This window comes from Shinella sp. WSJ-2 (genome assembly GCF_003432075.1).
Taxonomy (GTDB): domain Bacteria; phylum Pseudomonadota; class Alphaproteobacteria; order Rhizobiales; family Rhizobiaceae; genus Shinella.
Map to the genome: position 1 here is coordinate 334,510 of NZ_QWBU01000004.1, position 25,320 is coordinate 359,829.

Consider the following 25,320-nt stretch of genomic DNA (forward strand, 5'->3'; position numbering starts at 1 on the left):
CTGCTGTTCCTGTTCAGGGTCGCACGGCAAGCGGTGTGACGGGGGCAGCACTGGAGACATAGGCGGCCTCGACGAGCGCCATGGTCATCCAGGCATCCTCGACCGAGGAGACAAGTTCGGCGTCTTCGCCGGCAACGAAACGCTGGAGATTGGCCATGCGGCCGACAAAGGCATCCGGGAACCACGTGCCCTGAAGCGGCACCGCCACCCAGCCTTCGCCGCCCTTCGGGTAGATTTCGAGAATATCCGGCTCGCCACGCGGATAGTCGAGATTGACGCCGAGCTGAAGATAGGCCGCACCCTCGGTGCCCGAAACGCGGAACTCGCAGGCCTGATGACGGCGGCCGAATTTGTGGTCGTGGTTGATCGACAGCGCACAGCGAACGCGGTCGCCGTAGTCGAGAATCGCGGTGGTGCGCGTCTGCGCCATCTTGTGGTTCGGATGGCCGATCGACTTGGCATGCACGCCCTGAGGATCGCCGAGTATCTGGCGGATGGCGTCGAGATAGTGGATGGAGTGCATGGCGATCTCGATGCGCGGCAGGCCTTCGAGGAAGGACCAGAGTTCCCACGGCGTATCGAGCGCCAGATAGACGTCAAAATCGACGACCTCGCCGAGCAGGCCCTTGGCGATCGCATCCTTCAATGCCAATAGCATCGGCGCGAAGCGCAGCTGGAAATTGACGGCCGCCTTGAGTTTCTTGTCACGGCAGATGCGCAGGATTTCCGTCGCTGCGGCAAGATCGGAGCCCATCGGTTTTTGGATCAACGCCGCCGCACCGTCCGGGAGAGCAGCTAGCACTTTCGCATGGGCCGCCGGCGGCGTGGCAAGATCGAAGATCGCGCCTTCGACCGACGCTGCTTCCTCGACGGTGCGATAGGCTGCGACGCCCCATTTTTCGGCCAATGCCTTGGCCTTGTCGTGATCGGGATCATAGACCCCGGCAATCGGGAAACCGCCCTTGCGATAGGCCGGATAATGCGCGTCGCCGACAATCGAACCGGCGCCGAAGGTGACGATCGGGCGGGGATTTGACGGGAGGGGCCAGGACTGGGCCAGTGATGTCGGGGCGAAATCAGGCATGGAAAAAGACCTCTTCCATGCCGGCCCACCACTCGCCTTCCTTGCGGGTCTCAAGCGGCGCCTGGCAGGGCATGCAGACGGCCCACCATTCCTGCGTCTTCGGGTCGGCGGCCATCTTCGCCATATCGGCGGCATAGTCGGTGCCGTGATATTCGAAGAAGGAGAACAGCAGGTTCTCCGGTTCCTTCAGGAAGATCGAATAGTTCCGGATATTGCACGCCGAAATCATCGACAGCACGTCCGGCCAGACCGCGGCATGCAGCCGCTTGTACTCTTCGATCTTTTCCGGCTTGACGCCGATGACCATGCCGATGCGCTGCATGTCTCAGGCTCCCTTGCGGATTTCGCGCTCGAACTCGCCAATCGAGCGGGCGCGGATGGCGTCCCAGTCCCAATCAATGCCGAGGCCCGGCACCGTCGGCGCGAGCGCCATGCCGTTCTCGATCTTCAGGCGCGAGGTGGTGATGTCGTCGAGCTGCGGGATGTATTCGACATATTTGCCGTTCTGCACCGCACAGGTCAGGCTGACATGCAGCTCCATCAGGAAATGCGGGCAGACCGGCATGTCGAAGGCCTCCGCCGCATGCGCCACCTTGAGCCAGGGCGTGATGCCGCCGATACGGCCAGCATCGACCTGCACGATGGAGCAGGCGCCCTTCTGCATATATTCGCGGAAATGACGGATCGAATAGAGGGATTCTCCGATAGCGATCGGCGTCGATGTGGACTGGTTGAGGCGCACATGGCCGTCGATGTCGTCGGCCGGCAGCGGCTCCTCGATCCAGCCGAGATCGAGATCGCGCAGGCGCTCCGCCCGGCGGATCGCCTCGTCGATGGTAAAACCCTGGTTGGCGTCGGTCATGATCTCATAGCCATCGCCGACCGCCTTGCGGACGGCCGAGAGGCGCGCAACATCCTCGGAACCATGCGGCTTGCCGATCTTCACCTTCGATCCGGTAAAGCCTTGTGCCTTGGCGGCCAGCGCATCCTCGACCAGCGCTTCGACCGGAATATGCAACCAGCCGCCCTCGGTCGTGTAGAGCGGGCAGCGGTCCTTGGCCCCGCCGGCGAGCTTCCAGAGCGGCAGGTTCTGCTTGCGGGCGCGCAGGTCCCAAAGTGCTGTATCGATGGCGGCCAGCGCAATCGAGGTGATGGCGCCGATCGTCGTGGCGTGGGTTGAGAATTCCAACTCGTGCCAGATCGCCTCGATCCGGTCGGCATCGCGGCCGATGATACGGGGCACGAGATGGTCGGCAAGCAGCCGCATCACGGATGAACCGCCCGTGCCGATCGTATAGCTGTAGCCCGTGCCGACAGCACCGTCGCTGTCGGTGATGATGACAAGCGGCGTTTCCTGCGAAACGAAACTCTGGATGGCATCGGTGCGCTCGACCTTCGGGCGAAGGTCGACCATTTTCAGTTCGACGCGTTCGATCTTCGCCATGTCAGCCCCTCAGCGTGCGGCCGCTTTCGCGGTCGAAGAGATGCGCCTGGGACAGGTCGAAGCAGAAGGGCAGCGCCTCGCCCGGTGAGAGCCGTCGCGGATTCAGCATGCGGCCCACCCATTCGGCACCAGCAAAATCGGAGAAGACAAGTGTTTCATTGCCGAGCGGTTCCGTCAGGATGACGCGCAGGTCCTGCTTGTGCACATCGGCGTCTTCGCCGGAATGAATGCCATGACCGGCGGGGTAGAGATCGTCCGGACGCAGGCCGAAGGTCACCTTCTGACCCGCCGTCACGCGGTCCCTGAAGCGGGCCGGCAGCGGCAGGCGGTCACCGTTGGCAAAAACCACCTGACCATCCGCAATCTCGGCATCCTTGAGGTTCATCGGCGGCGAACCAATGAAGCCGGCGACGAATTTCGACTTGGGCCGCTGGAAGACATCCTCCGGTGTGCCGACCTGCTCGATATAACCATCGCGCATGATGACGATGCGGTCGGCGAGCGTCATCGCCTCGACCTGGTCGTGCGTGACATAGATGACGGTCGATTGCACCTTGGCATGCAGCTTCTTGATCTCGACGCGCATCTGGGTTCGCAGTTTTGCATCGAGGTTCGACAGCGGCTCGTCGAACAGGAAGACATCCGGCTGGCGCACGATGGCGCGGCCCATGGCGACGCGCTGGCGCTGGCCGCCGGAAAGCTGCGAGGGACGGCGGTCGAGCAGATGCGTGAGGTCGAGCGTCTTGGCCGCCTCTTCCACCTGTGGCGCGATATCCTCCGGCTTCTGGCCCGCGATCTTCAGCGAGAAGCCCATGTTCTCGCGCACCGTCATATGCGGATAGAGCGCATAGGACTGGAACACCATGGCGAGGTTGCGGGCACGCGGCGGCAGATCGTTGACCACGCGGCCGCCGATCTTGATGTTGCCGTCGGAGACAGGCTCGAGGCCGGCGATCATGCGCAGCGTCGTCGACTTGCCGCAGCCGGAAGGGCCGACGAGCGCGATGAATTCGCGGTCCGCCACTTCGAGATCGATGCCGTGCACCACTTCGACCGCGCCGTAGCGCTTCACCAGTTTTTCAAGGGAAACGGTTGCCATGGATTATCCTTTGACTGCGCCGGAGGTGAGGCCGGAAACGAGATGCTTCTGCACGATGAAGGTCAGGACGAGGGCCGGAATGATCATGATTACCGCCAGCGCGCACATGCCGCGCCAGTCGATGGTGAATTCCGACGTGTAGTCGAGCAGGCCGACCGGCAGGGTCTTGGAGGTGACGGAACGGGTGAGCTGCGAGGCGAGCGCGAACTCGTTCCACGAGGTGAGGAAGGCGAAGATGCCAGCGGATGCGATGCCGGGGCCGGCGAGCGGAAACTCCACTTGCCAGAAGGCCTGCCAGCGCGTGCAGCCGTCGATCTGCGCGGCCTCGGCCAAATCCTTCGGCACCTGCCGGAAGAAGCCGTCGATCAGCCAGATGGTGAAGGGCACGTTGAGCGCCACATAGGCGGTGATCAGGCCGAAATGCGTGTCGATGATGCCGAGCTTCGAATAGACGAAGAACAGCGGCAGCGAGAGCGCAATGCCGGGCACCGTGCGCGTCAGCATCAGGCCGAGGAAGATCGACGACTTCGCCTTGAAGCGGAAGCGCGCAAAAGCATACCCGCCCGCCATGCCAATGGCCAGCGCGATCGCCGTCGAGGTGACCGAGATGATCAGCGAATTACGGAAATATTCGATGATCGGGATACCGCCCTGCCCGACGCCGGAAAACATCGCGACATAGGCATCGAAGGACAGGTCCTGCGGGATCCAGACCGGCGGCTTCGCCATGATCTCGACCGTCGGGCGGAAGGAGGCGAGCACGATCCACAGGCCCGGCAGGCAGATGACCGTCATCGCCAGGAAGAGTCCGATCTTGTGGGCGGCGGAAAGGAGGAGGCCGTTGAAACGGGCTTTAGCGTTCTCGTTCATCTGACCACTCCTCCTACCATTCGGCGGCGATCTGGGTCCGCGCGGCCGAAAGCTTGCGGAAGAAATAGACGGTGAAGAGTATGGAGAGCAGGATCGCGACATAGGCCATAGCATTGGCGAGACCCATGCGGGCATCGGCATAGGCTGTGCGCGAGACGAGCGTCCACAGCAGTTCCGTGCGCTTGGCCGGGCCGCCATCCGTCATGATCTTCACGATGTCATAGGCGCGGGCGACATCGAGCGATCGAATCGTCATCGCGATATAGGCGAAGGGCATGATGAAGGGCCAGGTGACGTAGCGGAACGTCTGCCAGGGCGTGCAGCCGTCGACGCGCGCTGCCTCGATCGGCTCCTTCGGCATGGCAAGCAGGCCGGCGAGGATGAGGATGGCGAAGACGGAGGTGGACGACCAGATTTCCGCGACGAGGATCGCAAAGAAGGCAAGCGACCCGTCGATCAGCCACGGGATCGCCTGATCCGTGAGGCCGAGCGATTGCAGCGCGTTGTTGACGAGGCCGATATTGTCATTGAACATGAACTTGAACTGGAAGCCGACGAGGATCGGCGAGAACATCATGGGGAACATCATGATGGTGCGCAGCAGCCGCTGACCGCGCGTTGCCTTCTCCACCAGCATGGCAAGGCCAAGGCCGAGCAGCATTTCGACATTCAGCGCCACGGTGAGCAGCAGCACGGTTCGGCCGAAGGCCGTCCAGAACTCGATGTCCGTCAGGATGCGCGCATAGTTGCGGAAGCCGATCAGCGTGAAGAGCGATGCCGGCTGCGTCAGTCGGAACGGTGTGAAGCTCGAATAGAGCGACAGGATGAGCGGAATGATGACGACGGCTGCAAGCACCAGAATGGCGGGCAGCAGAAGCAGAAACGGTGCCGGTGGCCTCCAGCCTTTCATATCGGCTTCTCCTGTCTTCACGAATGCAAGGAAAACCGCGCCTGCCGAAATCGGCGGCGTTCTCTCGTTTTCCGAAATGTCACTAGGGGTGGCAAGTGGCGCCGCAACGCGGCGCCACCGGATAGGCTCAGAGCGAGCCGGCGTCTTCGAGAATCTGCGTCGCTTTGGCAGCGGCGGCATCCAGCGCCTCCTTGGAGGTCTTGTCGCCGAGGATGGCGGCTTGAAGCTCAGGATAGACGGCGTTGGAGATTTCGATCCACGATGCCGTCTGCGGCACCGCGAAGGCGTGCTTTGCGGCTTCCTGGAAGGCGCTCAGGACTTCCTTGCGATAGGGATCGCTTTCAGCCTGCTTGATGTTGTATTCCCAAACGGCCGTGCGCGTCGGCAGCGGACCTGCGGCGGATTCCAGCTTCTGACTGTCCTCGTTGGTGAGGAACCAGACGAGCGAGGCCGCCGCCTCCTTGTTGGCGCAGCTTTCCGTGACCGAGAAGCCGTGATGACCCGACCAGCCGGTGCGCTTGCCGGAAGAGCCGGCCGGCTGCACCTTCACGCCGACATTGCCGGCGACCTTGGACGACTTCGGATCGTTGAAGAAGCTCGCCCAGCCAGGCCAGTCGAGATTGACCGCGATGGTGCCCGAGGCGAACCCCTGGCCGAGGTCGTCCCAGAGATAGTTGGTCGTGCCGGCCGGAACGGCCTTCGCCTTATAAAGGTTCACGAACCAGTCGAGCGCGCGCACACCGGCTTCCGAATTGAAGGCGGGCTTGCCGTCGGCATCGAGATATTCGCCGCCTTCGGCGACCAGCATCTCATAGAAGCGGCCGTTGATCGCCTCTTCCTTGCCGGCATATTGCGTGCCGTAGAAATCCGGCGGGCTGGAGAAGAAGATCGCCTGGTCGGTGACCTGCTGCCAGGTGTCCGGCGGCGCGAGATCGTAGCCGTACTTTTCCTTGAACGCCGCCTTCTTGGCATCGTCCTGATAGAGGCTCTTCTGGTAGTAGAGCGCCGATACGTCGAACTGCGCGCGCGGCAGCATGACCAGCTTGCCGCCGAGCGTCGAGGACGCGATGTTGGCTGGCACGAAGGCGTCGATCTCTTCCTTCGGCAGGAGCGCGTTCAGATCGGTGTAGATATCCGGGTACTGCGGGGCGAAGGACGAATGATTCGATCCGACGCACCAGGTGATGTTGCCGGTCGCGATGTCCGACTTGATCTCCTTGTCCAGCTCGAAATGGTTCTTCTTCGAGAGAACGTTCACCTTCGCGCCGGTCGCCTTTTCCCAATCGGCAATGCGCGCGTAGAGCGCCTCGTACTGCTGACCGCCGATGAGCTTCGCATCGATGGTGACGCCATCGAACTTGCCGGGCAGATCGGCTGCGAGCGCAGACCCCGCCCACGCGCAGATCACGGCACCGGCGGCAACGCCGGCTAGAAATCTCGTCATCTTCTCCTCCCAAGTGGCTTTTCGCCAGCCCTTACCAATAAGAGCTTCATTCATATACAAACCATTTATTCATCCGTCGTCAAGTGATAACTGAAAACTCCCAATTGTCATGTGTGACTTATGCGTATATGAAATTGCTTATTCACAGGGGATGGCGCGTGTCAGAAGACGAAAACGATCGCTACAGGGCGCCGGCGCTCGACAAGGGCCTGGATATCCTCGAACTTCTCGCCGCCGTGGATGGCGGGTTGACCCAGGCAGAGATTGCCAAGCGGCTCGACCGCAGCCCGAACGAATTCTACCGGATGCTCGATCGCCTGGTGAAACGTGGCTATGTCACGCGCATCGACGGCGACCGTTTTTCGCTCACGCTCAAGCTCTTCGGCCTCGCCCAGCTCCATGCCCCGGTGCGACGCCTCGTCTCCTTCGCGGTTCCCCTGATGCGCGAGCTTGCTGAGACCTCGCGGCAGGCCAACCAGCTCGTCGTGTTCGACCGCGGCAATCCCGTCGTCATCGCCCAGCAGGAAGCGCCCGGTTACTGGGGCATTTCCATCCGCGTCGGCTCACGCATCAGTCTATTCGAAACCGGCTCCGGCCACGCTTTGCTGGCCTTCCGGTCGCCGCAGGAGCGCATGCGCATGATCGCCGAAAATGTCGGCAGCGGCGGCGAGGATGGACGCGTGACGCCGGAATTCCTGGCGCGCCTCGACCTCATTCGCGCGCGCGGTTACGAGATGATGCCGAGCGCCCAGACGGCCGGCGTCATCAACCTCTCGGCCCCGGTTCTCGGCGCCGATGGCACTGCAATCGCCGCGCTTACCGTGCCCTATATCACGCTGATCAATGCGCCGGCGGCGCCGGATATCTCCACGACGATCCAACTGATCAGCGAAACCACCAGCAAGCTTTCCGAAATGACCGGCGCCGACTTCAAGCCGAGCGACGAGTAAATTCGTATTTGAATAGATCATTCTTATGAGGCATGCTCTCCTCGTTAAGAGGAGCCAGCATCATGTCGACCGTCGGAATCGAAAGCACCCATCCCAAAACCATGCCGGAGTCGCATGCGGCACTACCGGTGTGGAATTCGGAAAACTGGTTTTACGAGGATTTCGCGGTCGGCCATAAGATACGCTCGCTGCGCCGCACGATCTCCGAAGGCGAATCGATGCAGTTCAACGCGCTGGTACTCGACATGCACCCCTATGTCGGCGACCAGATCTTCGCCGAGACGGAGGGCATGTTCGGCCGCCGCCTCGTGGCGGGTGCCTTCGTGTTTTCGGCCGGGCTCGGACTTGTGGCGACCAACTGCGTCAACGCCTTTTCATATGGCTATGACCGCCTGCGCTTCATCAAGCCGGTCTTCATCGGCGACACGATTTACACGATCCGCACCAATCTCGACAAACAGCCGAAATATGACGAACTCGGCCTCATCCGCGCGAGCTATGAGGTCTTCAAGGGCGAAGGCGAACTGGTGCTCTATTGCGAGCACATCCAGACCGTCAAATACCGGGACGGCAAACCGCAGGCGTAGGAGCGCGCCCTACCGAAAGCTCTTCACGAAGAGATTGTTGAGATCGGCGACGGCTTTCGCGGCCGGCTCCTGACTCGTCAAGGCCTGGTTTATGCGTTGCGACGCTGCCTCCTGGAACGGCATGTATCCGTCATGGCGTGGTCGCAGCCAGGCGCCTTCCAACGTATTGCGGGTGTTTCGGTAGAAGCCGAGCGTGGCGGCGTTGGCCGCCTCGTCCTCCCACCCTGCGGCATGACCCGGCTGGCCGCCGGAGCGCCAATAGCGATCAGCCTGCACCGCCCCGCCGGCAATCCAGTACGCAAAATCGATGGCGGCCTCGCGGTTTTCCGAGAAGGCAGAGACGGCGATGCCCGTACCGCCAAGCGCCGAGCCTACAGGTCCGCCCGCGCCGGCGACCGGCATGTCGGCAAAGGCGACACGGTTTGCCCGGAAGTCCTGCAGGGAATAGCTGACATAGCCATAGATCAGTGGCGAGACGGTATAGGGCGAACCCGCCTCGCCCATACGGTCCAGCACGACGATCGGGTCCATGCCGATGCATGCGGGCTCGACGAGCGCGGCCAGCTCCCGGATCATCTCGATCGCCTGCACGCCGGTTTCAGCGTCGACGAACGGTCGGTCCCGCTCCACCGAACACGGCCGGCCGAGATTACCGCACAGCGAAAACAGACACATCAGCGAATGCGGCGGGCGTAGCGGCAACAGCACCTCCCCGGCTTTTGCCAGGTCGAGGACTTCCGCCCAGGTCGTCGGCGGCGCGGCGAGCCGGTCCGGCCGGAAGGCCAGAACCTGGGTTGCCGCATCGATTGGAAAAGCCCATTGGCGGCCCTGCCAATTGTAGCTTGGGAACGATTTGCCAACAGAGCCCTTGGCCAAAGCCGAAAAGCCGGCTTCGCGGCCTGCCACGTCGAGCGGCGCAAGGCAGTTCTCCGCCGTGATCTGGCCGACATGCGGATGGTCGATCACGATGAGATCGTAGCGGCGGGCAAGCTCCTCGACAGGAAAGCTCTCGAAATCCTGCAGCGAGCGCTTGTCCCATTCGACGCGAACGCCTGTCCTCTCCAGCCAATCCTCGGAGCATGCGACCATCGGATCGTAACCGCGCGGATGGCTCCAGGTCATGCCCTTCAGCGTGATGCCGCTCATGCGAATTCCTCCCGGATGCGCGCGGTATGCTCGCCGATGCGCGGCGCGGCACGGCCGCCGGACGGCCGCGCACCATCAACGCGGATCGGGCAGCGGGTCGTGCCGATGGTGACATCGTCCTCCCGCGTCACCGTCTGCAGCATGTCGAGGATCTGGAAGCCTTCGTTCGTCAAAAGCTCCGGCCATTCCAGCACCTTCGAGCACCAGATATCGGCAGGCTCGAGGATGGAGAGCCAATGGTCGACCGTCTCGGTGGCGATGCGCGCCGCAATGATCTGCTTGATCGTATCGCGCTCGGTAAACCAGGCCTTGGCATCATCGCGGTAGATAGCGAGCGCCTCGAGACCCAGCAGGTCCTGCAAGCGGCCGATCGGCGTCATGGCGATGGCGAGATAGCCGTCCTTGGCCGGATAGACGCCATAAGGCGCCGAAAGATAGGCGTGCGCGCTGCGGAAACCGGAGCGCTTCGGCCGGCGGCCGCCGTCGTTCAGATGCGTGGTCAGCACCTCGAACTGGAAATCGACGAGGCTTTCCAGCAGACTGGTCTGGATATGCGCACCCTTGCCCGAAATACCCCGGCGCACGAGCGCAGCGAGGATGCCCTGGCAGGTATTGGCGCCGGCCAGCATGTCGGCAACCGCGAGACCGAAGGGCACCGGGCCCTGCTGCTCGTCGCCGTTCAGCCACATCAGCCCGGAGCGGGCCTGCGCGAGAAGGTCTTGCCCCGGCCGCATGACCCAGGGCCCTTCCTCACCGTAACCGCTGATCGAGGCATAGACGATAGCCGGATTGATCGCCTTCACCGCCTCATAATCGAGGCCAAGCCGCTCGATGACGCCGGGCCGGAAATTCTGGATAACGACATCCGCAGCACCGATCAGCTTGCGCAGGAAAGCCAGATCCTCGGCATTCTTCAGGTCGATTCCCAGACTTTCCTTGCCGCGATTGATAGCGTGGAACAGCGTCGAGTCCCCGCCCACTTCGGTATCGCTGAGATAAAGCCGCCGCGAAAGATCGCCGCCGTCGGGCCGCTCGATCTTGATGACGCGGGCGCCAAGATCGAGCAGCCGCAGCGAGCAATAGGGCCCCGACAGGAACTGGCTCATATCGACGACGGTCAGGCCGGCCAACAGTCCGTTGTCGTCCATTTTCTCCCCCCGCGCCGAACCGAAAAGCGCTATATAATTCCTATGTGAATTTTTCCTTTATATATGAGGCAAAATTGAACCCTGTCAAGGCGCTCGCGCTGAACCGTAGACAGAACAACCTGATGTCTTGCTGACACGGCGTCGCTGAGACTGATCTTGAAACCGAAAAGCTCCTACACGACCTTCGCCAGGCACAAACCCGTAGAAGTTTTATGCCGGCGGTTCAGTCTTAAAGGCCGTCATCACTCAAGCGCGAGAGTGGACATAAGCGGACTGCGGTGCATCCTTTTCGCGATTACCGCGAGAGAATTGCAAGGAAAGGCGCAACAGCCTATCTAGTACATCGTCTTCCTGTAGTCGTCCTCCAAGCCTGCATCGATCACCCGCATCTCCTCCTCGCTTGGTGCACCAGTCGTTTCATCGAGGATCATCCTAATCAACGACGGCATTTGGCTGCGATCCTGGCGTTGACTTGGATCCCAAAGCTGCGAACGCTTGAGAGCCTTTGCACAATGCAGAAAGACCTGTTTGACCTGCACAACAATTGCGAGTACCGGGGCTCGATTGTTGACCGTCATCGTCTCCAGAAGTTTCGGGTCGGTAACCAATCTGGCAGCCCCGTTGACCCGAAGGGTGTCTTCAAAGCCAGGTATCATGAACAATAGCCCAACCGCCGGATTTGCTATGATGTTGGACAGGCTATCCAATCTGTTGTTTCCGGGACGATCGGGGATAACCAGCGTTTTGCTGTCCAAGATTTTCACGAAGCCGGGCGGATCGCCGCGCGGGCTCACATCGGCGCGACCATTCAGGTCCTGAGTACCCAAACAAAGAAACGGTGAACGCCGGATGAATTCCTGGGCATGCATGCCAAGAGTTGCCTGCATCTTCTGAACCGCAAGATCATGCGTCGCTGGATATAGTTCCCGCAGTGTCTGCTCGTCGTTGATCACAAATCTCTCTTCCATAGATTTCCCCTCCTGAGAACAAACCCCTCATTGATGTACGTACCTCATATTGTCAAGAGTCTCCCGCTGCATCGGCGTCAGATGGGCGCGCCAACTCGAAACTGCGGGCCAAACTCGGGCCACATCGCCAAACGTTTTTTGGATGGCGGCTCTTACGGCGCCCGGATATCACACAGGTTTCAATGCTTAGTATCGAGCGGACCTGCCGTGTAGCCAGCGTGCTGGAGCCGTCGTGAACGCGTCGCGCTCGAGAAACGCGCATGATATCCTCATGCGTCGAGAACCCTAGCCCCAGTCAGCCCTGACATGCATCGTCCCGTTTCGGGTTCGCTGGCGCTCCAACAGGGATGAAGGAAGGCACTTAAAACGACCAGAACGCCGCTTAGTTTTGGTGTCCAGACCGCGTTACGCGATACGCCATCCCCAATGATCTCGGAGCCGTTTCCTTGAAACCGAATTTCTCATAGAGCTTATTTGCGGGAACATCCGCGATGAGGCTTACATAAGACGAGATAGGTAATTCTCGCGCGACATATGCCATGATCGCCTCCATGATCGCTTTTCCAAGCCCTCGCCCTTGGTGATCAGGATGTACGGCGATATCGACAACCTGAAAAAAGCAGCCTCCATCGCCAATTAACCGACCCATTCCGACAGCTGCGTCGCGATACATCACAACGATTGAATAGAGCGTTCCTGCCAGCCCTAAGCGGGCCGCGTTTTCAGAGAACGCGCTGAGGCCGGCGGCGGCACGAAGGTGCAGATACTCTTCCACCGTCACAGGCCTGGAGATGGTGCAGTATTCAGAACTCTTCATTTAGAAAGGTCGCCTTCGGTTGAATGCCTAAATAGCAGGCTTCCCACTTCAAGCCAGGTGATTTGTCAATGGCGATCCAAAGCTGACAGCAGATCTCGGGCTTGTGTTCGCGCCGCGTCATTCCACAGAGCCCGCCCTTAATGCGATTTTGCTACTGTCCGCTCAAGGTCATCTTCGACGTTTCCGGTGCGCCTGCATTCAGAACGGCGACAAAATCCCTGAGCATCGGCACCCGGCGCGGGCGGAAACTCTCCTCCGTCATGCGGATATCGACGATGCGGTCGACGCGGAACTTACGGTAATCCTGCCTGAGGCAACACCAGGCAAGCAGCACCAACATCCGCTCCAGATAGACGATCGCCAACGGTAGCACTTGCCGGTCGGTCCGTTGTTGCCCCGCGTCCAAATAACCTATCACTACGGCGCGCTCCTGCCAGCACGCTTCGCGCAGAAGGCCGATATCGGCAACCGGCGGATCGCGGCGTTCGAAGCGATAAACATGTGAGGCGGCGTGCAGCGCCTGGCGTTGTAGTCGATCGGGCAGCGTTGCCGTTATCTTCGAAAGGACCGCACCTGCCGCCGTCGCAAGAGCCGGCTCCCCCATATGTTTCACCTCCGCGAGGCCGAGCACCAAAGCTTCAATCTCAAGACGTGTAAACATCTGCGGCGGCAAGGCGATGTCTTCCGTCAGCCGGTAACCGAAGCCGCGCTCGCCATCGATGACGGCACCGGCAGTACGCAGGCCGTCGATGTCCCGATAGACTGAGCGCAAGGACACGCCAGTCTCCTCGGAAAGGCGCGCGGCCGTGACCGGGGAGTGAAGGGTACGAAGCGCCTGGAGCAGGCGGAAGAGGCGATCACTGCGAGGCATGGCTTTGGAAAATAGAGGACGCCTACTGACGAAAAATGGCAGTTGGCCGACTGTACAAGATCCGCATTGCCAAACGCAACCGAGGATCCAGACCATGCTGACGCTCTTTCATTCGCCCCACTCGCGCTCGTCGCGTATCGTCACCCTGCTTCGCGAACTCGACGCCCTCGACAAGGTCGCGATCCAGATCGTCGATATCACCCGCGGCGATGGCAGCGGCCGCAAGGATCCGGAAAACCCACATCCTGAAGGTAAGGTGCCGCTGCTCATACACGACGACATCGTGATCTGGGAGAGCATCGCGATAATTCAGTACCTGACGGATCTCTTCCAGAACAAAAATATGGCGCCGAGCGCGGGCGATTCACAGCGCGGTCGGTATCTCAGCTGGCTCGCCTGGTATGCTGGCGTGGTCGAGCCCGTGCTGATAATGCAGGCAGCCGGAATCTCGCATCCTTTCGTTGATTTTACTTTCCGCAGCCCGGCGGAGATGGCCACACGCCTTGAGACCACACTCAAGGACAGCCCCTATCTGCTGGGAGAGCGATACACAGCTGTCGATCTGCTGCTGCATTCACCCTTCGCCTGGTATCCAGCAGCGACACCGAACAGTGACGTGGTCAAGACCTGGATACGGCGGTGCGGCGAGCGGCCATCGTTGAAATGGACCACCGACTACGATGACCGCATCGCGGCTGCGGCCTGATCGCGAGTACAGACCGCTCCAACCGGGCGGCCCCGCGCGAGAAGATCAGCTTGCGTGCGCAGGGTTGTGCGTCGTATCGAGGCTTATCGCCCGCCGCTGCGTGTTGTGGCGCCTGCCGAATAGGCAACGTCATAGCGCGAACTCAAGACGGATGGTGGGGTGGGCAAGCAGCGGAGGGAGAATAAGCCCCATAGGCTGAGCGCTGCTATACGCGCCGTCTCCTCCATCATCTTCATCGCGCAATAAGCCAGCGCTGCGATCCAGACAATCACGAGCCCATGCAGGCGTAAGCCGCGCGGTTGTCTCGGACCGTTTCACCGCACCGCTCTCGGGCTGCATCCGAACCGTTTTCTGAAGCATCGATTGAAATAGGAGATGTCGCTGAACCCGACTTCAAGCGCGATATCGCCGATGCGTTCAGGTTTCGCAGGGACGCTTCCGCGAAGGGCATTCAACGCCATATCATGCTGAGCAGGTCGGATCCTCGCGACGAAGGCTCATCGATCCGACGATCACGCTGATTGCGCCAAGAAACAAAGCGCTGGTGATGACGGTGCCCAGACCAAGCCCGCCATATTGCGCGGGCTGCGACAGAAGATCCCCGAAGGATGCGCCGAGTGGACGGGTCAAGATGTACACCAGCCAGAAGCCGAGGATTGCATCGAGGCCTAACAGGAAGTAGCCGAGTGCGAGCGAGGCGATGATCATGCCGAACAGGATGCCGGTTGAGAGATAGCCGAGACCGAACTGCTCGGCCACCAGATCGCCGGCGGCCGTGCCAAGCGCAAAGGTGAACAGGATCGCCAGCCAGTAATAGACTTCACGCCGGGTCGTGAAGATCGCATGGATCGAAAGCGTCCCCTCGGAAAGGAACCAGAGAAGGAATGTCGCTGCGAGTGCGGCGGTGAAGAAGATGGTCGTGACGATGAGCGGCACGCCGAAATTGTCCACCAGATTGTCGGTGATCAGCGTGCCGACGATGCTGATCAATACGACGGCCAGCCAGTAGCTCCAGGGTACATAACGTTTCTGCCCGAATTGCAGAGCGAGCGCCCAGATTAGGACCGCTGTCATGACCAGCGACGTCGCCGCCAGGCCGAAGCCGAGATTGACCGCGAGATAGTCTGCGGCGGTTTCCCCCATGGTGACTGCCATCAGCTTGATCAGCCAGAAATTCAGTGTCACCTCCGGCACACGATTTACGGCGGAGGAAGCGGACCTTGCCGGGCTCATTGCGTCACCGCCTTCCCGTCGATCAAAGCGGCCTGCAACGCCGCAAGCGTTCCCTTGACCGCTGCTGGATCCGCGGCCTTGGCGCGAAGTGCCGATAGCGCAACGTCGGCGGCCTCGTCTATCGTGCTCCAGCGGGCGGGGTCCATCGGCCTCAGTCCCGCCTCGGCGTCGTCCCAGGCGATCTCGAAATCCTTTATCCGGCTCTTTGCACCCGGCAGGTCGCCTGTGCCGGCGATCTTTTGCACGTCCGTGACGATGGAATTGAATGCCGAGAGATCGCCTAGACCGGAGGCGGTGACACCTGCGGCGGCGTTCGCCCGGCTCTGATAGACCTGAAAGCCAGTGAAAGCGGCGACTGGCACCGCGATCAAAACCGTGGCCAGGAGAAACTGTTTCATGAAGGTGCTCCGGTAGAAAGATGTTTTTCCTGGCCACGGTTTAAACACACCACCATCCACCCAGCTTTCAACCGGATTACAGATTTGTATAGTGGGCGAGAACCCGGCGTGAAGCAGTTCCCCGATCCTAGGAACAACCCTTCATGCTTGAGCCACCGAAAGCACCTATGCGTATCCTGCTGATCGAGGATGATCCTTCCGTTTCCGCCTACGTCGGGCGCGGCCTTTCCGAACAGGGCCATGTCTGTGATGTTTTAGCGGACGGCACGGACGGCCTGTTTCAGGCGACGCGCGAGACCTATGACGTGCTGGTGGTCGACCGGATGTTGCCGGGGCTGGACGGGCTGTCGCTCGTTCGGGCCTTGCGCGCCGCGGGCCGCAAGACCCCTGTTCTGTTCCTGACGGCGCTCGGCGGCATCGACGACCGGGTCGACGGGCTGGAAGCAGGCGCCGACGATTATCTGACCAAGCCCTTCGCCTTCGCCGAGTTGATGGCGCGCGTCAATGCACTCGCCCGCCGCCCGCCAGTGCAGGAGGTAAAAACCGTGCTGCGCGTCGCCGATCTGGAGCTTGACCTGATGCGTCGGACCGCCTTTCGCGCCGGGCAGCCGATCGACCTCCTGCCCCGGGAGTTCACGCTGCTCGAAGTGCTGATGCGCAACGAGGGACGAGTGGTGACGCGAACAATGCTGCTGGAGCGCGTCTGGGATTTCCACTTCGATCCCAAGACCTCTGTGGTCGAGACCCATGTCAGCCGCCTGCGAGCCAAGATCGACAAACCCTTCGAGACCGCTTTGCTGCACACTGTCAAAAATATGGGCTATTCGCTCCATGCGGCCCGCTGACCTGTGGCGGCACAGTTCGTTCCGGCTGGCGCTGGGCGTAACCTTGCTGGTGCTGACCACGCTGATCCTTGCCGGCGCCATTGGCTACGGCCTGATGCGGGAGCGACTGGCGGCGCGGCAAGATGCCCGCGTGACCGAGATTTTTAACGCGATTGCAGAGACGAGCCTCCTCGATGACCGGATCGACCTGATAGAAGCCGTCACCACCCGCATCAAAGCCAGTCCCGACCGGTCGACCGCCTATCTGCTGACGGACGGCAAGGGCGAGGTGCTAGCCGGCAATATCAAAAACGTGACCCTGCCGCCAGGCTGGTCCACCCTCCCCGCCGCAGGACTGGGCATTTCTACGGGTTATTTCTACCGGGTGTTTTCAGGCTCGGCTGGACGATACCGCCTTGCCGTGGGCCTCACGGATGCCGATCAGGAGGAATTGCAGACCATCGTTCTCGGCGCCTTCGGTTGGGCGGCCCTTGTTGCCGGGTTGGCGACCGTTGCGGCCGGCGCGATCCTCGCGGCGCGGGTTCAGAATCGGCTCTCCCGCGCCGAAGCCGCCGTCGCCCTGTTGGCGCATGGGGATTTGTCCGCGCGCCTGCCGGTCTCCGGGAAGGGCGATGATCTCGACCGCATCTCCTCGGCGATCAATGTTAGCCTCGTCCGGCTCGAAGGCTACGTCGAGGCGATGCGGCAAGTCAGTGCTGACATCGCCCACGATCTGCGCACCCCCCTCAACCGACTGCGGATCAAGATCGAGAACGCCGCTACGAGACGTGCGGACGGCCTGTCCATCGAAGATGATCTGGTGGAGGCGATTGCCGAGAGCGACAGGATCAACGAGACGTTCTCCGCCTTGCTCCGTATCGCCCAGATCGAGACCGGCGCCCGGCGTTCGCAATTCACAGCGGTGGATTTGGCCGCCCTGATGCGGACCATGGCGGAGATTTACGCCGATGTGGCTGCCGATGGGGGCCATACCCTTTACCTCGATGTCACCGGCTCGGCCTTCGTAGATGGCGACAGGGAGTTGCTGACGCAAACTTTAGCCAACCTCATCGAGAACTCGATCCGCCATTGCACACCGGGCACGCAAATCACCTGTGCCGTGCGCGGAACCGCCGAGCGGGTAATCGCTTCGGTGAGCGACACCGGACCGGGCATCCCAGCCGATGAGCGCGAAAAAGTGCTGCGCCGTCTCTATCGGCTCGAAAAGAGCCGCAGCACCGAAGGCACCGGACTGGGGCTTGCCCTGGTAAAGGCGGTGGCTGACCTTCACAACGTCGACCTCGTCCTAGCTGATGCAGGGCCTGGGCTACGGATCGATCTGACTTTTCAAAGAAGCGTCAGGGCGTGACGTCATCGACAGATATGAGCGTCGCGAAAATTTCTATGCACAGCAAGGATAGGGCCGCATCGATAAGGCCCCCATTACTTTCACGACGAACGGGTCGTTTTCCCTCTGTAAAAGCGCAGGCCCAACGACGCGCAGAGGGGCATCTGGCCGCGGAGGAGGTAATCGACGTTAGGCCATTATCGACTCTTGGAGTAAACCGTCGATGGACAGGAGATACGGCACCTCGCCATTCTAAGCACCGGCAGATCGACCAAAAGCGGAGCCTGGTATCTAGCCTCTCTTCAGTTGACAGCCATCCCAGCGCGCGAATTATGGCCAACGGGTCGAACGCAATCTCGTCCGTCAGCCTTGGCCTGGTAAAGCGCGCGGTCGGCACGATCCATTAGAGCTTCGAGGCGCTCACCCTCCTGCGCAATTGCAATTCCGAAGCTGGCCGTCGGGCGTGCTTCTCCCGAAACGATACCCGGTGCGACCTCTTTGAATGTCTTCCGCGCCTCTTCCGCTAACAGGTGCGCAGTAGTGGCCTTGCCGGGTGGCAGCACCACCGCAAATTCCTCGCCGCCAAGGCGGGTTATGATCGCATCACGCGGGGCTTTTTCTTTGAGCACTTCTGAGAAACTCTGGATAATCCTGTCGCCGCCGACGTGCCCAAAGCGATCGTTGATCGATTTAAAGTGATCGAGGTCACTCAGGATCACTGCGACCGGGGCGCTGGCGGTCTGTCGCGCCAGCGCGTCGCGCGCCCGAGGTTCGAAACCCCTGCGATTGAGTAACCCGGACAAAGCGTCAACTTGAGCGTCCGATTTTATCCCCTCCATGACGTCGCTCGCGATCACCGCGAATATGCCCACTGCTGTCATCGCGCAGATAAGGGCATCCGAGATGGAGACGACCAGCCAATAACTTCCTTCGAACTGCCCGACTTCGACACCGGACGCGAGTAAATACAGGGGTCTCAGCAGGAACCCCGCACACGAAATGATTATAAGGCCGAATAGCACTTGTTCGACAGGAGTTCGCTGTGACAGCTTTGCAACGTCAAGCAGCATGACGAAGCCGACCGCAGCGAGTCCGCAATTGAGATAAATAACGCGCGCAAGCAGGCTGACCGCTACGAACTGATGGTAATAGAGCGCTCCCAGCGCTATTGCAGCTATAGCCACTAGGACCTGATAGCGAGGCCTTTGTCCGCGCCGATTAGACAACCCGGCGGACAACAATATCATTGCCAACATCAGGAATACGTTAGCCACCAGCCGCAAGACTGGGTTCTCCAACGCAAAGGCAAAATAGAATATGCCAAAGCAAAGAACCCTTATCGCATAAGAAAGAACTAATATTCCGATATAATTAAGGTGACTATGGTGGCGCCACAGAGCGAACAGCGACACGCAAAATATTGCCGACATGCTTGTATTTAGCAGTCCGATGACGCTCTGATAGCTCATATGTCACCCACGTCGAGATAAACTCTTGCCTTTCGTCCATCCGCAGAGAGTGTGATTACCCTGTCTGCGTAAATATCAGGTGAAGCGCGTCTATAAAGGACCACCTTTCCTTGCGCGCTTCATAGCCTAACAAGCATGGGATTTAAGTTCCGCCACGATCAGAAGGGCCAGTGGTGACCCGCCGTCAGCACTGGCGCGACTTCCGCCAAGCGACGGCAAACTCGGTCAGACTAAAGGTGACGACATCAGTGCGATGCCAGTCGAGACGCCGGGCAAAAGTAGATCCATAGGGCGACGATGAAAAGGATAGATGATGGATGGCCACATTCGGTCGCCGCCGGAAGCAACAGCTCCGCCGGGTCGCCAATGCTTCCTACGTCATCGAAGCTCAAGGTAGCGATGTCGTCACTTGCGGGACGGACAGACCCTAAAAAGATGGGCGTCGGTCATCGGTGATGATCGCTGCTTTTTCGCAACGGCAACGTCAATGAAAAAGGCTACTGGAGCCTTTTTCTTTCAATATAGCCGCTTAAGAGATTTTATCTCCGTGCCGAGCCATATTGGCAGCCTAGAATTTGACATTCAGACCCATTCTCCCTGTCAGAGTATGGGTATGCCCGAAATTATTCAGACTCGTATCGACCGTGGCTTCGCCATAGATGGCGTATTTATCATCGCCCCAACTGTATGTGCCCCCTAAACCGAGCCCACCCCAGAGTGCCTCCTGCTCGGTCATGAACTTGACACCGGAAACCCGGACATCCGAGTTCGACTGTAAGTCGTAGTAGAGGTTCGCAACGCCATAGGCATGGAGACGACGTGTCTGGCCGTTTCGATCGGCCCAGCTGTTCTCGTAGTCGGCAGACATGCCAAGGCGCCCTCTGAGCCTATGCGCGTCCTTCAGTGAAACCGCACCGCCGAAGGGATCGGTGAAGTCGTCGTAGTCGATTCTCGAATAGGTCAACTGCGCCTGCGGGGTCACTGACCAATTGGCGCCAAGCGCAATCTGTTGTCCTGCCTCCAGTCCGAATGCATAGCCGAAGCCATCATTGCCCGAGATCCGGCCGCTAGCCACAGCGGAAGAAGTAAGGTCGCTGTCGTACCAGGTGGCGTTCGCTTGGGCATCCACATAAAGGCCGGATGTCCCGTACCAGGTCATCGACCCATCAAGACCAAAACCGGTACTTGTGATCGAGCCGTCGCCGAAAGTCGAAGACACATCGGCGGAGACTGTGCCGTAGCGCCCGGAAAAACCGAGGACCAGATCACCTGCATCTCCAGAGTAGAGCTCGCCATCGGCCCCGCCCTGCAATTGCCAGATGTCTACATCATAATTCGCGCCTGTAGTCGACCGTCTTGGGTCGATACTAACCTGTCGCCCGAGGATCCGCCCCCACATGCCGCGTCCCGCACCGTCGGCATTGGCCGCCGAGGTCGCCACGGTGGTGCCGCTTGACCATGAGCGGTTGCCAAGGCGCTGTTGCAGCGTATCAAGTTGGTTGAAACTCTGCAGCACGTCTGCATAGACCTCGTAGATCGGAGTGAGCGGCTGGTAGAGAGGAGTTTCGGCATCCAGGACCGAGCGCAGATACCAATCACCGTCGGTGGGTGTGCTCCCGCCGCCCTGGTAAAGGCGATACGCGTAGGCACCCGCTATCACCGCCTGGTCGCCCTCGAACACATAGTTCCCGAGAAGCGTGAAGCTGCCGTCCGACACGCCGGCGACATCGATGATCTTGATGCCTTCGGAGGTTTGTGCCCCGACACCGGCGAGGTTGGTCACGTGCACATTTGTGTTGCCCGACGTATTGCCGGTAACGATCAGTTTGTCGGTGGCGGAACTGTCATCGCCAAGTACGGTCTCGATTTCCAGCGTGCCCCCGCGGCCGACATAATCGCCGGCGACGGTGAGCATGCCGATCGAATCTCCGGGTGCAATCGTGCCTCCGGCAAAGTTCGTGGTTTCTCCCACCTGTCCGATGCCCTGAAGTCTCCCGCCTTTGACCGCCATCGATCCGCCCAGAACGCCGTTGACCGATAGAACTCCCTTTTGGACCTGGGAACTGCCAGTCAGGGCAGAACTGTCGCCCGTGAGAATGGTGGTTCCCATGCCGATCTGGTCAATGCCGCCGGTTCCGGTAATTGCACCGTCGAATGTCACAACATCCGTGCGATTGAAGGCCAGAGTGCCGTTGTTGGTCACGTCGCCCAGAAGCGAGCCCGTCGTGCCACCGTCTCCGAGTTCCAAGGTGCCGTCGGCAATCGTTGTCCCGCCAGTATAAGTGTTGTCGGCAGTGAGAACGGTCTTCCCGCTGCCGGTCTGGTGGACACGCCCTACCCCCGAGATGACGCCGTCGAATGTCACGGCATCCGCGCGGTTGAACGCCAGAATTCCGTTGTTGGTGACGTTGCCGCGGATCGAGCCCGAGGTGCCGCCGTTGCCGAGTTCCAGCGTGCCGTTGGCGATCCTGGTCCCGCCGCTATAGCGGCTGTCGCCGGTCAGAGTAGTTGTACCCGAACCAAGCTTGTTGAGAGAACCGCTACCGGTGATCGTGCCATTGAAGGTAATGTCGTCGGAGCGGTTGAACGCCAGGATACCGTTGTTCGTAACGTTACCCTCGAGGCTGCCCGAGGTGGCACCATTGCCCACCTGCAGCGTTCCGGCGGTGATCGTCGTGCCGCCGGTCTGCGTTGCATTGCCGGAGATGACGAGGTTTCCCGCCCCATCCTTGATCAGGGAACCCACGCCGCTCACACTGCCGGTGAGCGTCGCCGTCGTGCCTGCGCCGGTCCGGAATGTACCTGCGCCAGCCAGATCCACGTTGCGGCCGGAGGTGATGTCGGCGGTGGTGTTGAGCGTACCGCCATCGAACGACAAACCACCCGTGGCCGCGCCAAGATTGGCGTCGGAGGCGATCTGCACCGTGCCGCCGTTAATCGCCGTGCCGCCGGTATAGGTGTTCGTGCCGCGCAGCACGAGCGTGCCGAGATCGGTCTTGACGAGCTGGCTGGTGCCGGTCAGGTCCGCGTCGATGGTGGCGGTATACCCCGCACCTGTCGCCGTCCCGTCGCCGACGCGAACCGTCGCCTGCGGCCCGACGAGCGTCAGCGCATCGCCAGTGACCGCATAGCCATCGGTGGCAAACTGCATGCCCGCAACCTTCACAGCACCGTCGCTATTGTCCACCGTCACCGTGCCGGACGCACCGGCAAAGACGGCGAAGCTGCCGTTCTCATAGGGCGCATTGATCGTCCCGGTCGCCTCGGTCCAATTGTCGTCGGCGCCACCAACATGCCAGACGCCGTCGCCACCGTTGATCGTCCCGTCATTCTTGAGACCGGCACCACCGTCCCAGAAACTCAGGTCCAGCCCTGCCGTATTGATCAGGTTTACCTGGTGGTTCACCGCCGTCTGCAGGATGGTGTCGCTGCCAAACGGCATCGTACCGAGTTCAAGTCCGTTGTCGGTCAGCGTGCCGTCGTAGTTGAACACGCGGTAAATGCCGCTGCCGAAAGTGCCGCCGGACGATACGGACACATTGAGCGTCCCGTCCAGGATCAGGTCACCGCCGACATTGACCAAATCGTTGAGGGCGCCGCCGACCACGCCTGCTTCGCCGAACTGGTAGTTCAATGTCGCGCCGCTGGCGAGCGACAGGTCGCCGTTGATCGTCAAGGTGCCCGGACTGTTGCCCGGCGCCAGGACCGCACCGTCAGCAATCGTTACGTCGCCGCCCAGCGTGCCGCTGCCGCCGAGCGTGGCGCCGCTGTTGACCGTGGTCAATCCGGTCGCCGCACTCTGGTCGCCGTTGACCAAAAGCGTACCGCTATTCACGGCAGTGGCGCCGAGATAGCTGTTGTTCGCGGTCAGTTCCAGCACACCGGCGCCGTTCTTGACCATCGTTCCGCCGCCCGAGATGACGCCGTCGAACACTAAGGTGTTGGACCGATCAAAGATCAGTGTACCGTTGTTTGTAACATTCCCGGCGACGGAGCCCGTGGTGCCGCCGTTGCCCAGTTGTAACGTGCCGCGTGCAATCGTGGTGTTGCCTGCAGAGGTATTGTCAGCGGTCAGCGTCGTCTTGCCGGTGCCGGCCTGTTCAATGCCGCCGTTGCCCGAGATCAGGCCAGAAAAAATCACATTGTCCGAGCGGTTGAACGCCAGGATGCCGTTGTTGGCGACGTCTCCGAGGATGCTACCGGTCGTGTTGCCATCGCCCAGCTGGAGCGTGCCGGCCGTAATCGTCGTGCCGCCGGTATAGCTGTTGCCTGCCGTCAGGATCGTGGTACCCAAACCGGCTTTTTCAACCGCGCCATTGCCCGAGATGACGCCGTCGAATGTCACTGAATCCGCGCGGTTGAAGGCCAGAATACCGTTATTGGTAACGTCGCCAAGGATCGAACCTGTCGTCCCCCCGTTACCAAGCCGCAGGATGCCTTCGACGATTGTGGTACCGCCACCGAAAGTGTTCTCACCGGTGAGAGTCAGTGTACCCAGGCCGTCCTTGGTCAAGCCGCCCACGCCGGCGATTACAGGAGCAATGCGGATATTGTAACCATTTGTGTCGATGATTCCACCGCCGGCGCCAAGGTTGACCTGCTGACTGCCGTAATCGTAAAAGAACCAGGCGTTATCAGTGATGGCACGCACAATACCGCCATCAATTGTCAGATCCGCAATTCCGATGCCGCCGCTGAACCCACTCGTTTCCAGAATCCCGCGAGCCCCAGGCGTGCCGTTGATGTTCAGCGTCCCGCTCGCATCTGTCGCTGAAACACCGAGGTCAATGCCCCCCTGTGCGAAAACGCGCGCCCCGTCTTCGATCGTCATCGAACCTACACCGAAATTACCCAGGTTGAGGTTGAAGTCCGTCACCTCCCAGCTCGAATTGCTTCCCGTCACTGTAACGGTTCCGACGCTGCCGGCACCTGCTCCCACATAGCCTTGGGAACTCGTGACGGTGGCGCCGTCTTCGACAAGCAAGGTACCTATGCCGTAACTGCCGACGGTAAGTTGTCCGGAATTGACCCATGTCGAGGCTCCGCCGGTGACAACCGCATCCGCGACATTCAAGTCGCCGATGATAGCCAGGGTATTTGAGACACGCCCGCCATCCTCAATCCGCAAACTTCCATTATCGATGGTCAGCCGTCCTGTATTTTCCCAGGATGAACCGGTCCCGGAAACCAGCGCGCCGCCGTGGAAAAATAGCCCAAGATAGGCATCCGTGTTTACGAGAACCTTGCCGCCATTGAGGATATTCAGTGAGCCAGTGGCGCTTTCACCAACCACGAAATAGCTGTTGTTGATCCAGGTCGAGGCGTTCCCGCCACCATCATCTCCCGACACCGTGGCAACGCCGTCGACAAAGCCGTAGCTGTTGGAGACCAGGCCGCCGTTTTCGATATTGAAAGCCCCGCCATCCGCACGGGTTTCCGTGGTCGTCAGTGTCGACCCCGCCCCCGTCACGGTCAAAGTGCCGCCAGACCCTATGGTTACAGTGTCCCCTTTAGCAGCGTTGCCTGAGATGACGGCGTCGCCAGGGTTCACCTCTATAGACGTCGACGCATCCGGCACGGCCGAAGTATTCCAGTTTCCGGCGTCGAACCAGTCGTCGTTCCCCGATGCTCCGGTCCAGGCAGTCTGCGCCAATACAGGGTGTGCGGTGCCAGCCATTAGGCAACCAAGCAATGCAACGCGAGGCAGCAATAAATTGCGCCATCCGGCTACTGGATCGTATCCAGTTCGCACCGGCATGGATGAGTTTGACGACAAGAACTGCGTTCCACCTGCTCGGATCGGCGATGGATGAAAAGAAAACCCGCAAATCGGGGCTACCGAAAGGAATTCTGGGCTTCTCGTCGAACCCTGCAATTTGCGCATCGTCCTTGTCCATATTAACAAGCTGAAAAGGACGCAAAACCAGACCTATCCAAAGAAGACCATTTTTTGGTTAATCGATGGTAAATGGAAGTTGTACTTACATCCGATGGCACAATGAAA

21 protein-coding genes and 1 pseudogene are annotated in these 25,320 nt (G+C 60.4%); 5 read left to right on the forward strand and 17 right to left on the reverse strand.

The window, feature by feature from the left end:
- Positions 1–13: 13 nt before the first annotated feature.
- From D0Y60_RS12400 to D0Y60_RS12430, 7 genes are all read right to left on the reverse strand, one after another.
- Positions 14–1,084, reverse strand: a complete 1,071-nt coding sequence (locus tag D0Y60_RS12400; RefSeq protein WP_117370250.1) for a Gfo/Idh/MocA family oxidoreductase — start codon at positions 1,082–1,084, stop codon at positions 14–16.
- Positions 1,077–1,406 carry an L-rhamnose mutarotase gene (locus tag D0Y60_RS12405; protein WP_117370251.1) on the reverse strand — a complete coding sequence of 110 codons (330 nt, stop codon included), beginning with the start codon at positions 1,404–1,406 and terminating at the stop codon, positions 1,077–1,079. Before D0Y60_RS12405 ends, D0Y60_RS12400 begins: the two co-directional genes overlap by 8 nt.
- Before the next feature lie 3 nt (positions 1,407–1,409).
- Positions 1,410–2,528 (reverse strand): mandelate racemase/muconate lactonizing enzyme family protein, encoded by a 1,119-nt coding sequence (locus D0Y60_RS12410; protein WP_117370252.1) that lies wholly within the window; start codon positions 2,526–2,528, stop codon positions 1,410–1,412.
- 1 nt (position 2,529) lies between these two features.
- Positions 2,530–3,627, reverse strand: a complete 1,098-nt coding sequence (gene ugpC, locus D0Y60_RS12415) for a sn-glycerol-3-phosphate ABC transporter ATP-binding protein UgpC (RefSeq protein ID WP_117370253.1) — start codon at positions 3,625–3,627, stop codon at positions 2,530–2,532.
- A 3-nt stretch (positions 3,628–3,630) separates the two neighbouring features.
- A complete protein-coding gene (locus tag D0Y60_RS12420) occupies positions 3,631–4,497 on the reverse strand; it encodes a carbohydrate ABC transporter permease (protein WP_117370254.1) in 867 nt (288 codons plus the stop codon).
- A 13-nt stretch (positions 4,498–4,510) separates the two neighbouring features.
- Entirely contained in the window at positions 4,511–5,407 is an 897-nt protein-coding gene (locus tag D0Y60_RS12425; RefSeq protein WP_117370255.1) for a sugar ABC transporter permease, read from the reverse strand.
- Positions 5,408–5,534: 127 nt separating this feature from the next.
- Positions 5,535–6,851 carry a sugar ABC transporter substrate-binding protein gene (locus D0Y60_RS12430; protein WP_117370256.1) on the reverse strand — a complete coding sequence of 439 codons (1,317 nt, stop codon included), beginning with the start codon at positions 6,849–6,851 and terminating at the stop codon, positions 5,535–5,537.
- Positions 6,852–7,009: 158 nt separating this feature from the next.
- On the opposite strand from D0Y60_RS12430, the gene D0Y60_RS12435 reads away from it, so the two are divergent.
- Together D0Y60_RS12435 and D0Y60_RS12440 are read left to right on the forward strand one after the other, a co-directional pair.
- A complete protein-coding gene (locus D0Y60_RS12435) occupies positions 7,010–7,801 on the forward strand; it encodes an IclR family transcriptional regulator (RefSeq protein WP_117370257.1) in 792 nt (263 codons plus the stop codon).
- Positions 7,802–7,863: 62 nt separating this feature from the next.
- Positions 7,864–8,388, forward strand: a complete 525-nt coding sequence (locus D0Y60_RS12440) for a MaoC family dehydratase (protein WP_117370258.1) — start codon at positions 7,864–7,866, stop codon at positions 8,386–8,388.
- A gap of 9 nt (positions 8,389–8,397) precedes the next feature.
- On the opposite strand, the gene D0Y60_RS12445 is transcribed toward D0Y60_RS12440, so the two are convergent.
- From D0Y60_RS12445 to D0Y60_RS12465, 5 genes are all read right to left on the reverse strand, one after another.
- Positions 8,398–9,534: an extracellular solute-binding protein gene (locus tag D0Y60_RS12445; protein ID WP_117370259.1), complete on the reverse strand. Its 1,137-nt coding sequence runs from the start codon at positions 9,532–9,534 to the stop codon at positions 8,398–8,400.
- Entirely contained in the window at positions 9,531–10,682 is a 1,152-nt protein-coding gene (locus tag D0Y60_RS12450) for a CaiB/BaiF CoA-transferase family protein (RefSeq protein ID WP_117370260.1), read from the reverse strand. Before D0Y60_RS12450 ends, D0Y60_RS12445 begins: the two co-directional genes overlap by 4 nt.
- A gap of 335 nt (positions 10,683–11,017) precedes the next feature.
- The gene (locus tag D0Y60_RS12455; RefSeq protein ID WP_117370261.1) at positions 11,018–11,650 is read right to left on the reverse strand and encodes a pyridoxamine 5'-phosphate oxidase family protein; all 633 of its coding nucleotides are present in this window, start codon (positions 11,648–11,650) and stop codon (positions 11,018–11,020) included.
- A 382-nt stretch (positions 11,651–12,032) separates the two neighbouring features.
- Positions 12,033–12,467 (reverse strand): GNAT family N-acetyltransferase, encoded by a 435-nt coding sequence (locus D0Y60_RS12460; protein WP_117370262.1) that lies wholly within the window; start codon positions 12,465–12,467, stop codon positions 12,033–12,035.
- A 151-nt stretch (positions 12,468–12,618) separates the two neighbouring features.
- The gene (locus D0Y60_RS12465) at positions 12,619–13,338 is read right to left on the reverse strand and encodes a YafY family protein (protein ID WP_117370263.1); all 720 of its coding nucleotides are present in this window, start codon (positions 13,336–13,338) and stop codon (positions 12,619–12,621) included.
- 94 nt (positions 13,339–13,432) lie between these two features.
- Here D0Y60_RS12465 and D0Y60_RS12470 point away from each other — a divergent pair, with 94 nt between their 5' ends.
- Positions 13,433–14,044: a glutathione S-transferase family protein gene (locus D0Y60_RS12470; protein ID WP_117370264.1), complete on the forward strand. Its 612-nt coding sequence runs from the start codon at positions 13,433–13,435 to the stop codon at positions 14,042–14,044.
- Between the two features lie 314 nt (positions 14,045–14,358).
- Here the strand turns inward: D0Y60_RS12470 and D0Y60_RS12475 are convergent.
- The 3 genes and pseudogenes from D0Y60_RS12475 to D0Y60_RS12485 all read right to left on the reverse strand — a co-directional run.
- Positions 14,359–14,460: pseudogene (locus D0Y60_RS12475) on the reverse strand (AraC family transcriptional regulator); the annotation flags it as partial.
- Between the two features lie 46 nt (positions 14,461–14,506).
- Positions 14,507–15,277, reverse strand: a complete 771-nt coding sequence (locus D0Y60_RS12480) for a hypothetical protein (protein WP_117370266.1) — start codon at positions 15,275–15,277, stop codon at positions 14,507–14,509.
- Positions 15,274–15,675, reverse strand: a complete 402-nt coding sequence (locus D0Y60_RS12485; protein ID WP_117370267.1) for a hypothetical protein — start codon at positions 15,673–15,675, stop codon at positions 15,274–15,276. Before D0Y60_RS12485 ends, D0Y60_RS12480 begins: the two co-directional genes overlap by 4 nt.
- Positions 15,676–15,842: 167 nt before the next feature.
- Here D0Y60_RS12485 and D0Y60_RS12490 point away from each other — a divergent pair, with 167 nt between their 5' ends.
- Both D0Y60_RS12490 and D0Y60_RS12495 read left to right on the forward strand, forming a co-directional pair.
- Positions 15,843–16,520, forward strand: coding sequence for a response regulator transcription factor (locus tag D0Y60_RS12490; RefSeq protein WP_117370268.1), 678 nt, complete (start codon positions 15,843–15,845; stop codon positions 16,518–16,520).
- A complete protein-coding gene (locus D0Y60_RS12495) occupies positions 16,507–17,868 on the forward strand; it encodes an ATP-binding protein (RefSeq protein ID WP_158565473.1) in 1,362 nt (453 codons plus the stop codon). Before D0Y60_RS12490 ends, D0Y60_RS12495 begins: the two co-directional genes overlap by 14 nt.
- 281 nt (positions 17,869–18,149) lie before the next feature.
- On the opposite strand, the gene D0Y60_RS12500 is transcribed toward D0Y60_RS12495, so the two are convergent.
- Together D0Y60_RS12500 and D0Y60_RS12505 are read right to left on the reverse strand one after the other, a co-directional pair.
- Entirely contained in the window at positions 18,150–19,316 is a 1,167-nt protein-coding gene (locus D0Y60_RS12500; protein WP_117370270.1) for a GGDEF domain-containing protein, read from the reverse strand.
- A 568-nt stretch (positions 19,317–19,884) separates the two neighbouring features.
- Positions 19,885–24,993 carry an autotransporter outer membrane beta-barrel domain-containing protein gene (locus D0Y60_RS12505; RefSeq protein WP_245409162.1) on the reverse strand — a complete coding sequence of 1,703 codons (5,109 nt, stop codon included), beginning with the start codon at positions 24,991–24,993 and terminating at the stop codon, positions 19,885–19,887.
- Positions 24,994–25,320: the final 327 nt, after the last annotated feature.

Coding starts and splice junctions, on each gene's coding strand:
- D0Y60_RS12400 (WP_117370250.1), bottom strand. CDS start 1,084: ATGCCTGATTTCGCCCCGACATCACTGGCCCAGTCCTGGCCCCTCCCG.
- D0Y60_RS12405 (WP_117370251.1), bottom strand. CDS start 1,406: ATGCAGCGCATCGGCATGGTCATCGGCGTCAAGCCGGAAAAGATCGAA.
- D0Y60_RS12410 (WP_117370252.1), bottom strand. CDS start 2,528: ATGGCGAAGATCGAACGCGTCGAACTGAAAATGGTCGACCTTCGCCCG.
- ugpC (WP_117370253.1), bottom strand. CDS start 3,627: ATGGCAACCGTTTCCCTTGAAAAACTGGTGAAGCGCTACGGCGCGGTC.
- D0Y60_RS12420 (WP_117370254.1), bottom strand. CDS start 4,497: ATGAACGAGAACGCTAAAGCCCGTTTCAACGGCCTCCTCCTTTCCGCC.
- D0Y60_RS12425 (WP_117370255.1), bottom strand. CDS start 5,407: ATGAAAGGCTGGAGGCCACCGGCACCGTTTCTGCTTCTGCTGCCCGCC.
- D0Y60_RS12430 (WP_117370256.1), bottom strand. CDS start 6,851: ATGACGAGATTTCTAGCCGGCGTTGCCGCCGGTGCCGTGATCTGCGCG.
- D0Y60_RS12440 (WP_117370258.1), top strand. CDS start 7,864: ATGTCGACCGTCGGAATCGAAAGCACCCATCCCAAAACCATGCCGGAG.
- D0Y60_RS12445 (WP_117370259.1), bottom strand. CDS start 9,534: ATGAGCGGCATCACGCTGAAGGGCATGACCTGGAGCCATCCGCGCGGT.
- D0Y60_RS12450 (WP_117370260.1), bottom strand. CDS start 10,682: ATGGACGACAACGGACTGTTGGCCGGCCTGACCGTCGTCGATATGAGC.
- D0Y60_RS12455 (WP_117370261.1), bottom strand. CDS start 11,650: ATGGAAGAGAGATTTGTGATCAACGACGAGCAGACACTGCGGGAACTA.
- D0Y60_RS12460 (WP_117370262.1), bottom strand. CDS start 12,467: ATGAAGAGTTCTGAATACTGCACCATCTCCAGGCCTGTGACGGTGGAA.
- D0Y60_RS12465 (WP_117370263.1), bottom strand. CDS start 13,338: ATGCCTCGCAGTGATCGCCTCTTCCGCCTGCTCCAGGCGCTTCGTACC.
- D0Y60_RS12470 (WP_117370264.1), top strand. CDS start 13,433: ATGCTGACGCTCTTTCATTCGCCCCACTCGCGCTCGTCGCGTATCGTC.
- D0Y60_RS12480 (WP_117370266.1), bottom strand. CDS start 15,277: ATGAGCCCGGCAAGGTCCGCTTCCTCCGCCGTAAATCGTGTGCCGGAG.
- D0Y60_RS12485 (WP_117370267.1), bottom strand. CDS start 15,675: ATGAAACAGTTTCTCCTGGCCACGGTTTTGATCGCGGTGCCAGTCGCC.
- D0Y60_RS12490 (WP_117370268.1), top strand. CDS start 15,843: ATGCGTATCCTGCTGATCGAGGATGATCCTTCCGTTTCCGCCTACGTC.
- D0Y60_RS12495 (WP_158565473.1), top strand. CDS start 16,507: ATGCGGCCCGCTGACCTGTGGCGGCACAGTTCGTTCCGGCTGGCGCTG.
- D0Y60_RS12500 (WP_117370270.1), bottom strand. CDS start 19,316: ATGAGCTATCAGAGCGTCATCGGACTGCTAAATACAAGCATGTCGGCA.
- D0Y60_RS12505 (WP_245409162.1), bottom strand. CDS start 24,993: ATGGCTGGCACCGCACACCCTGTATTGGCGCAGACTGCCTGGACCGGA.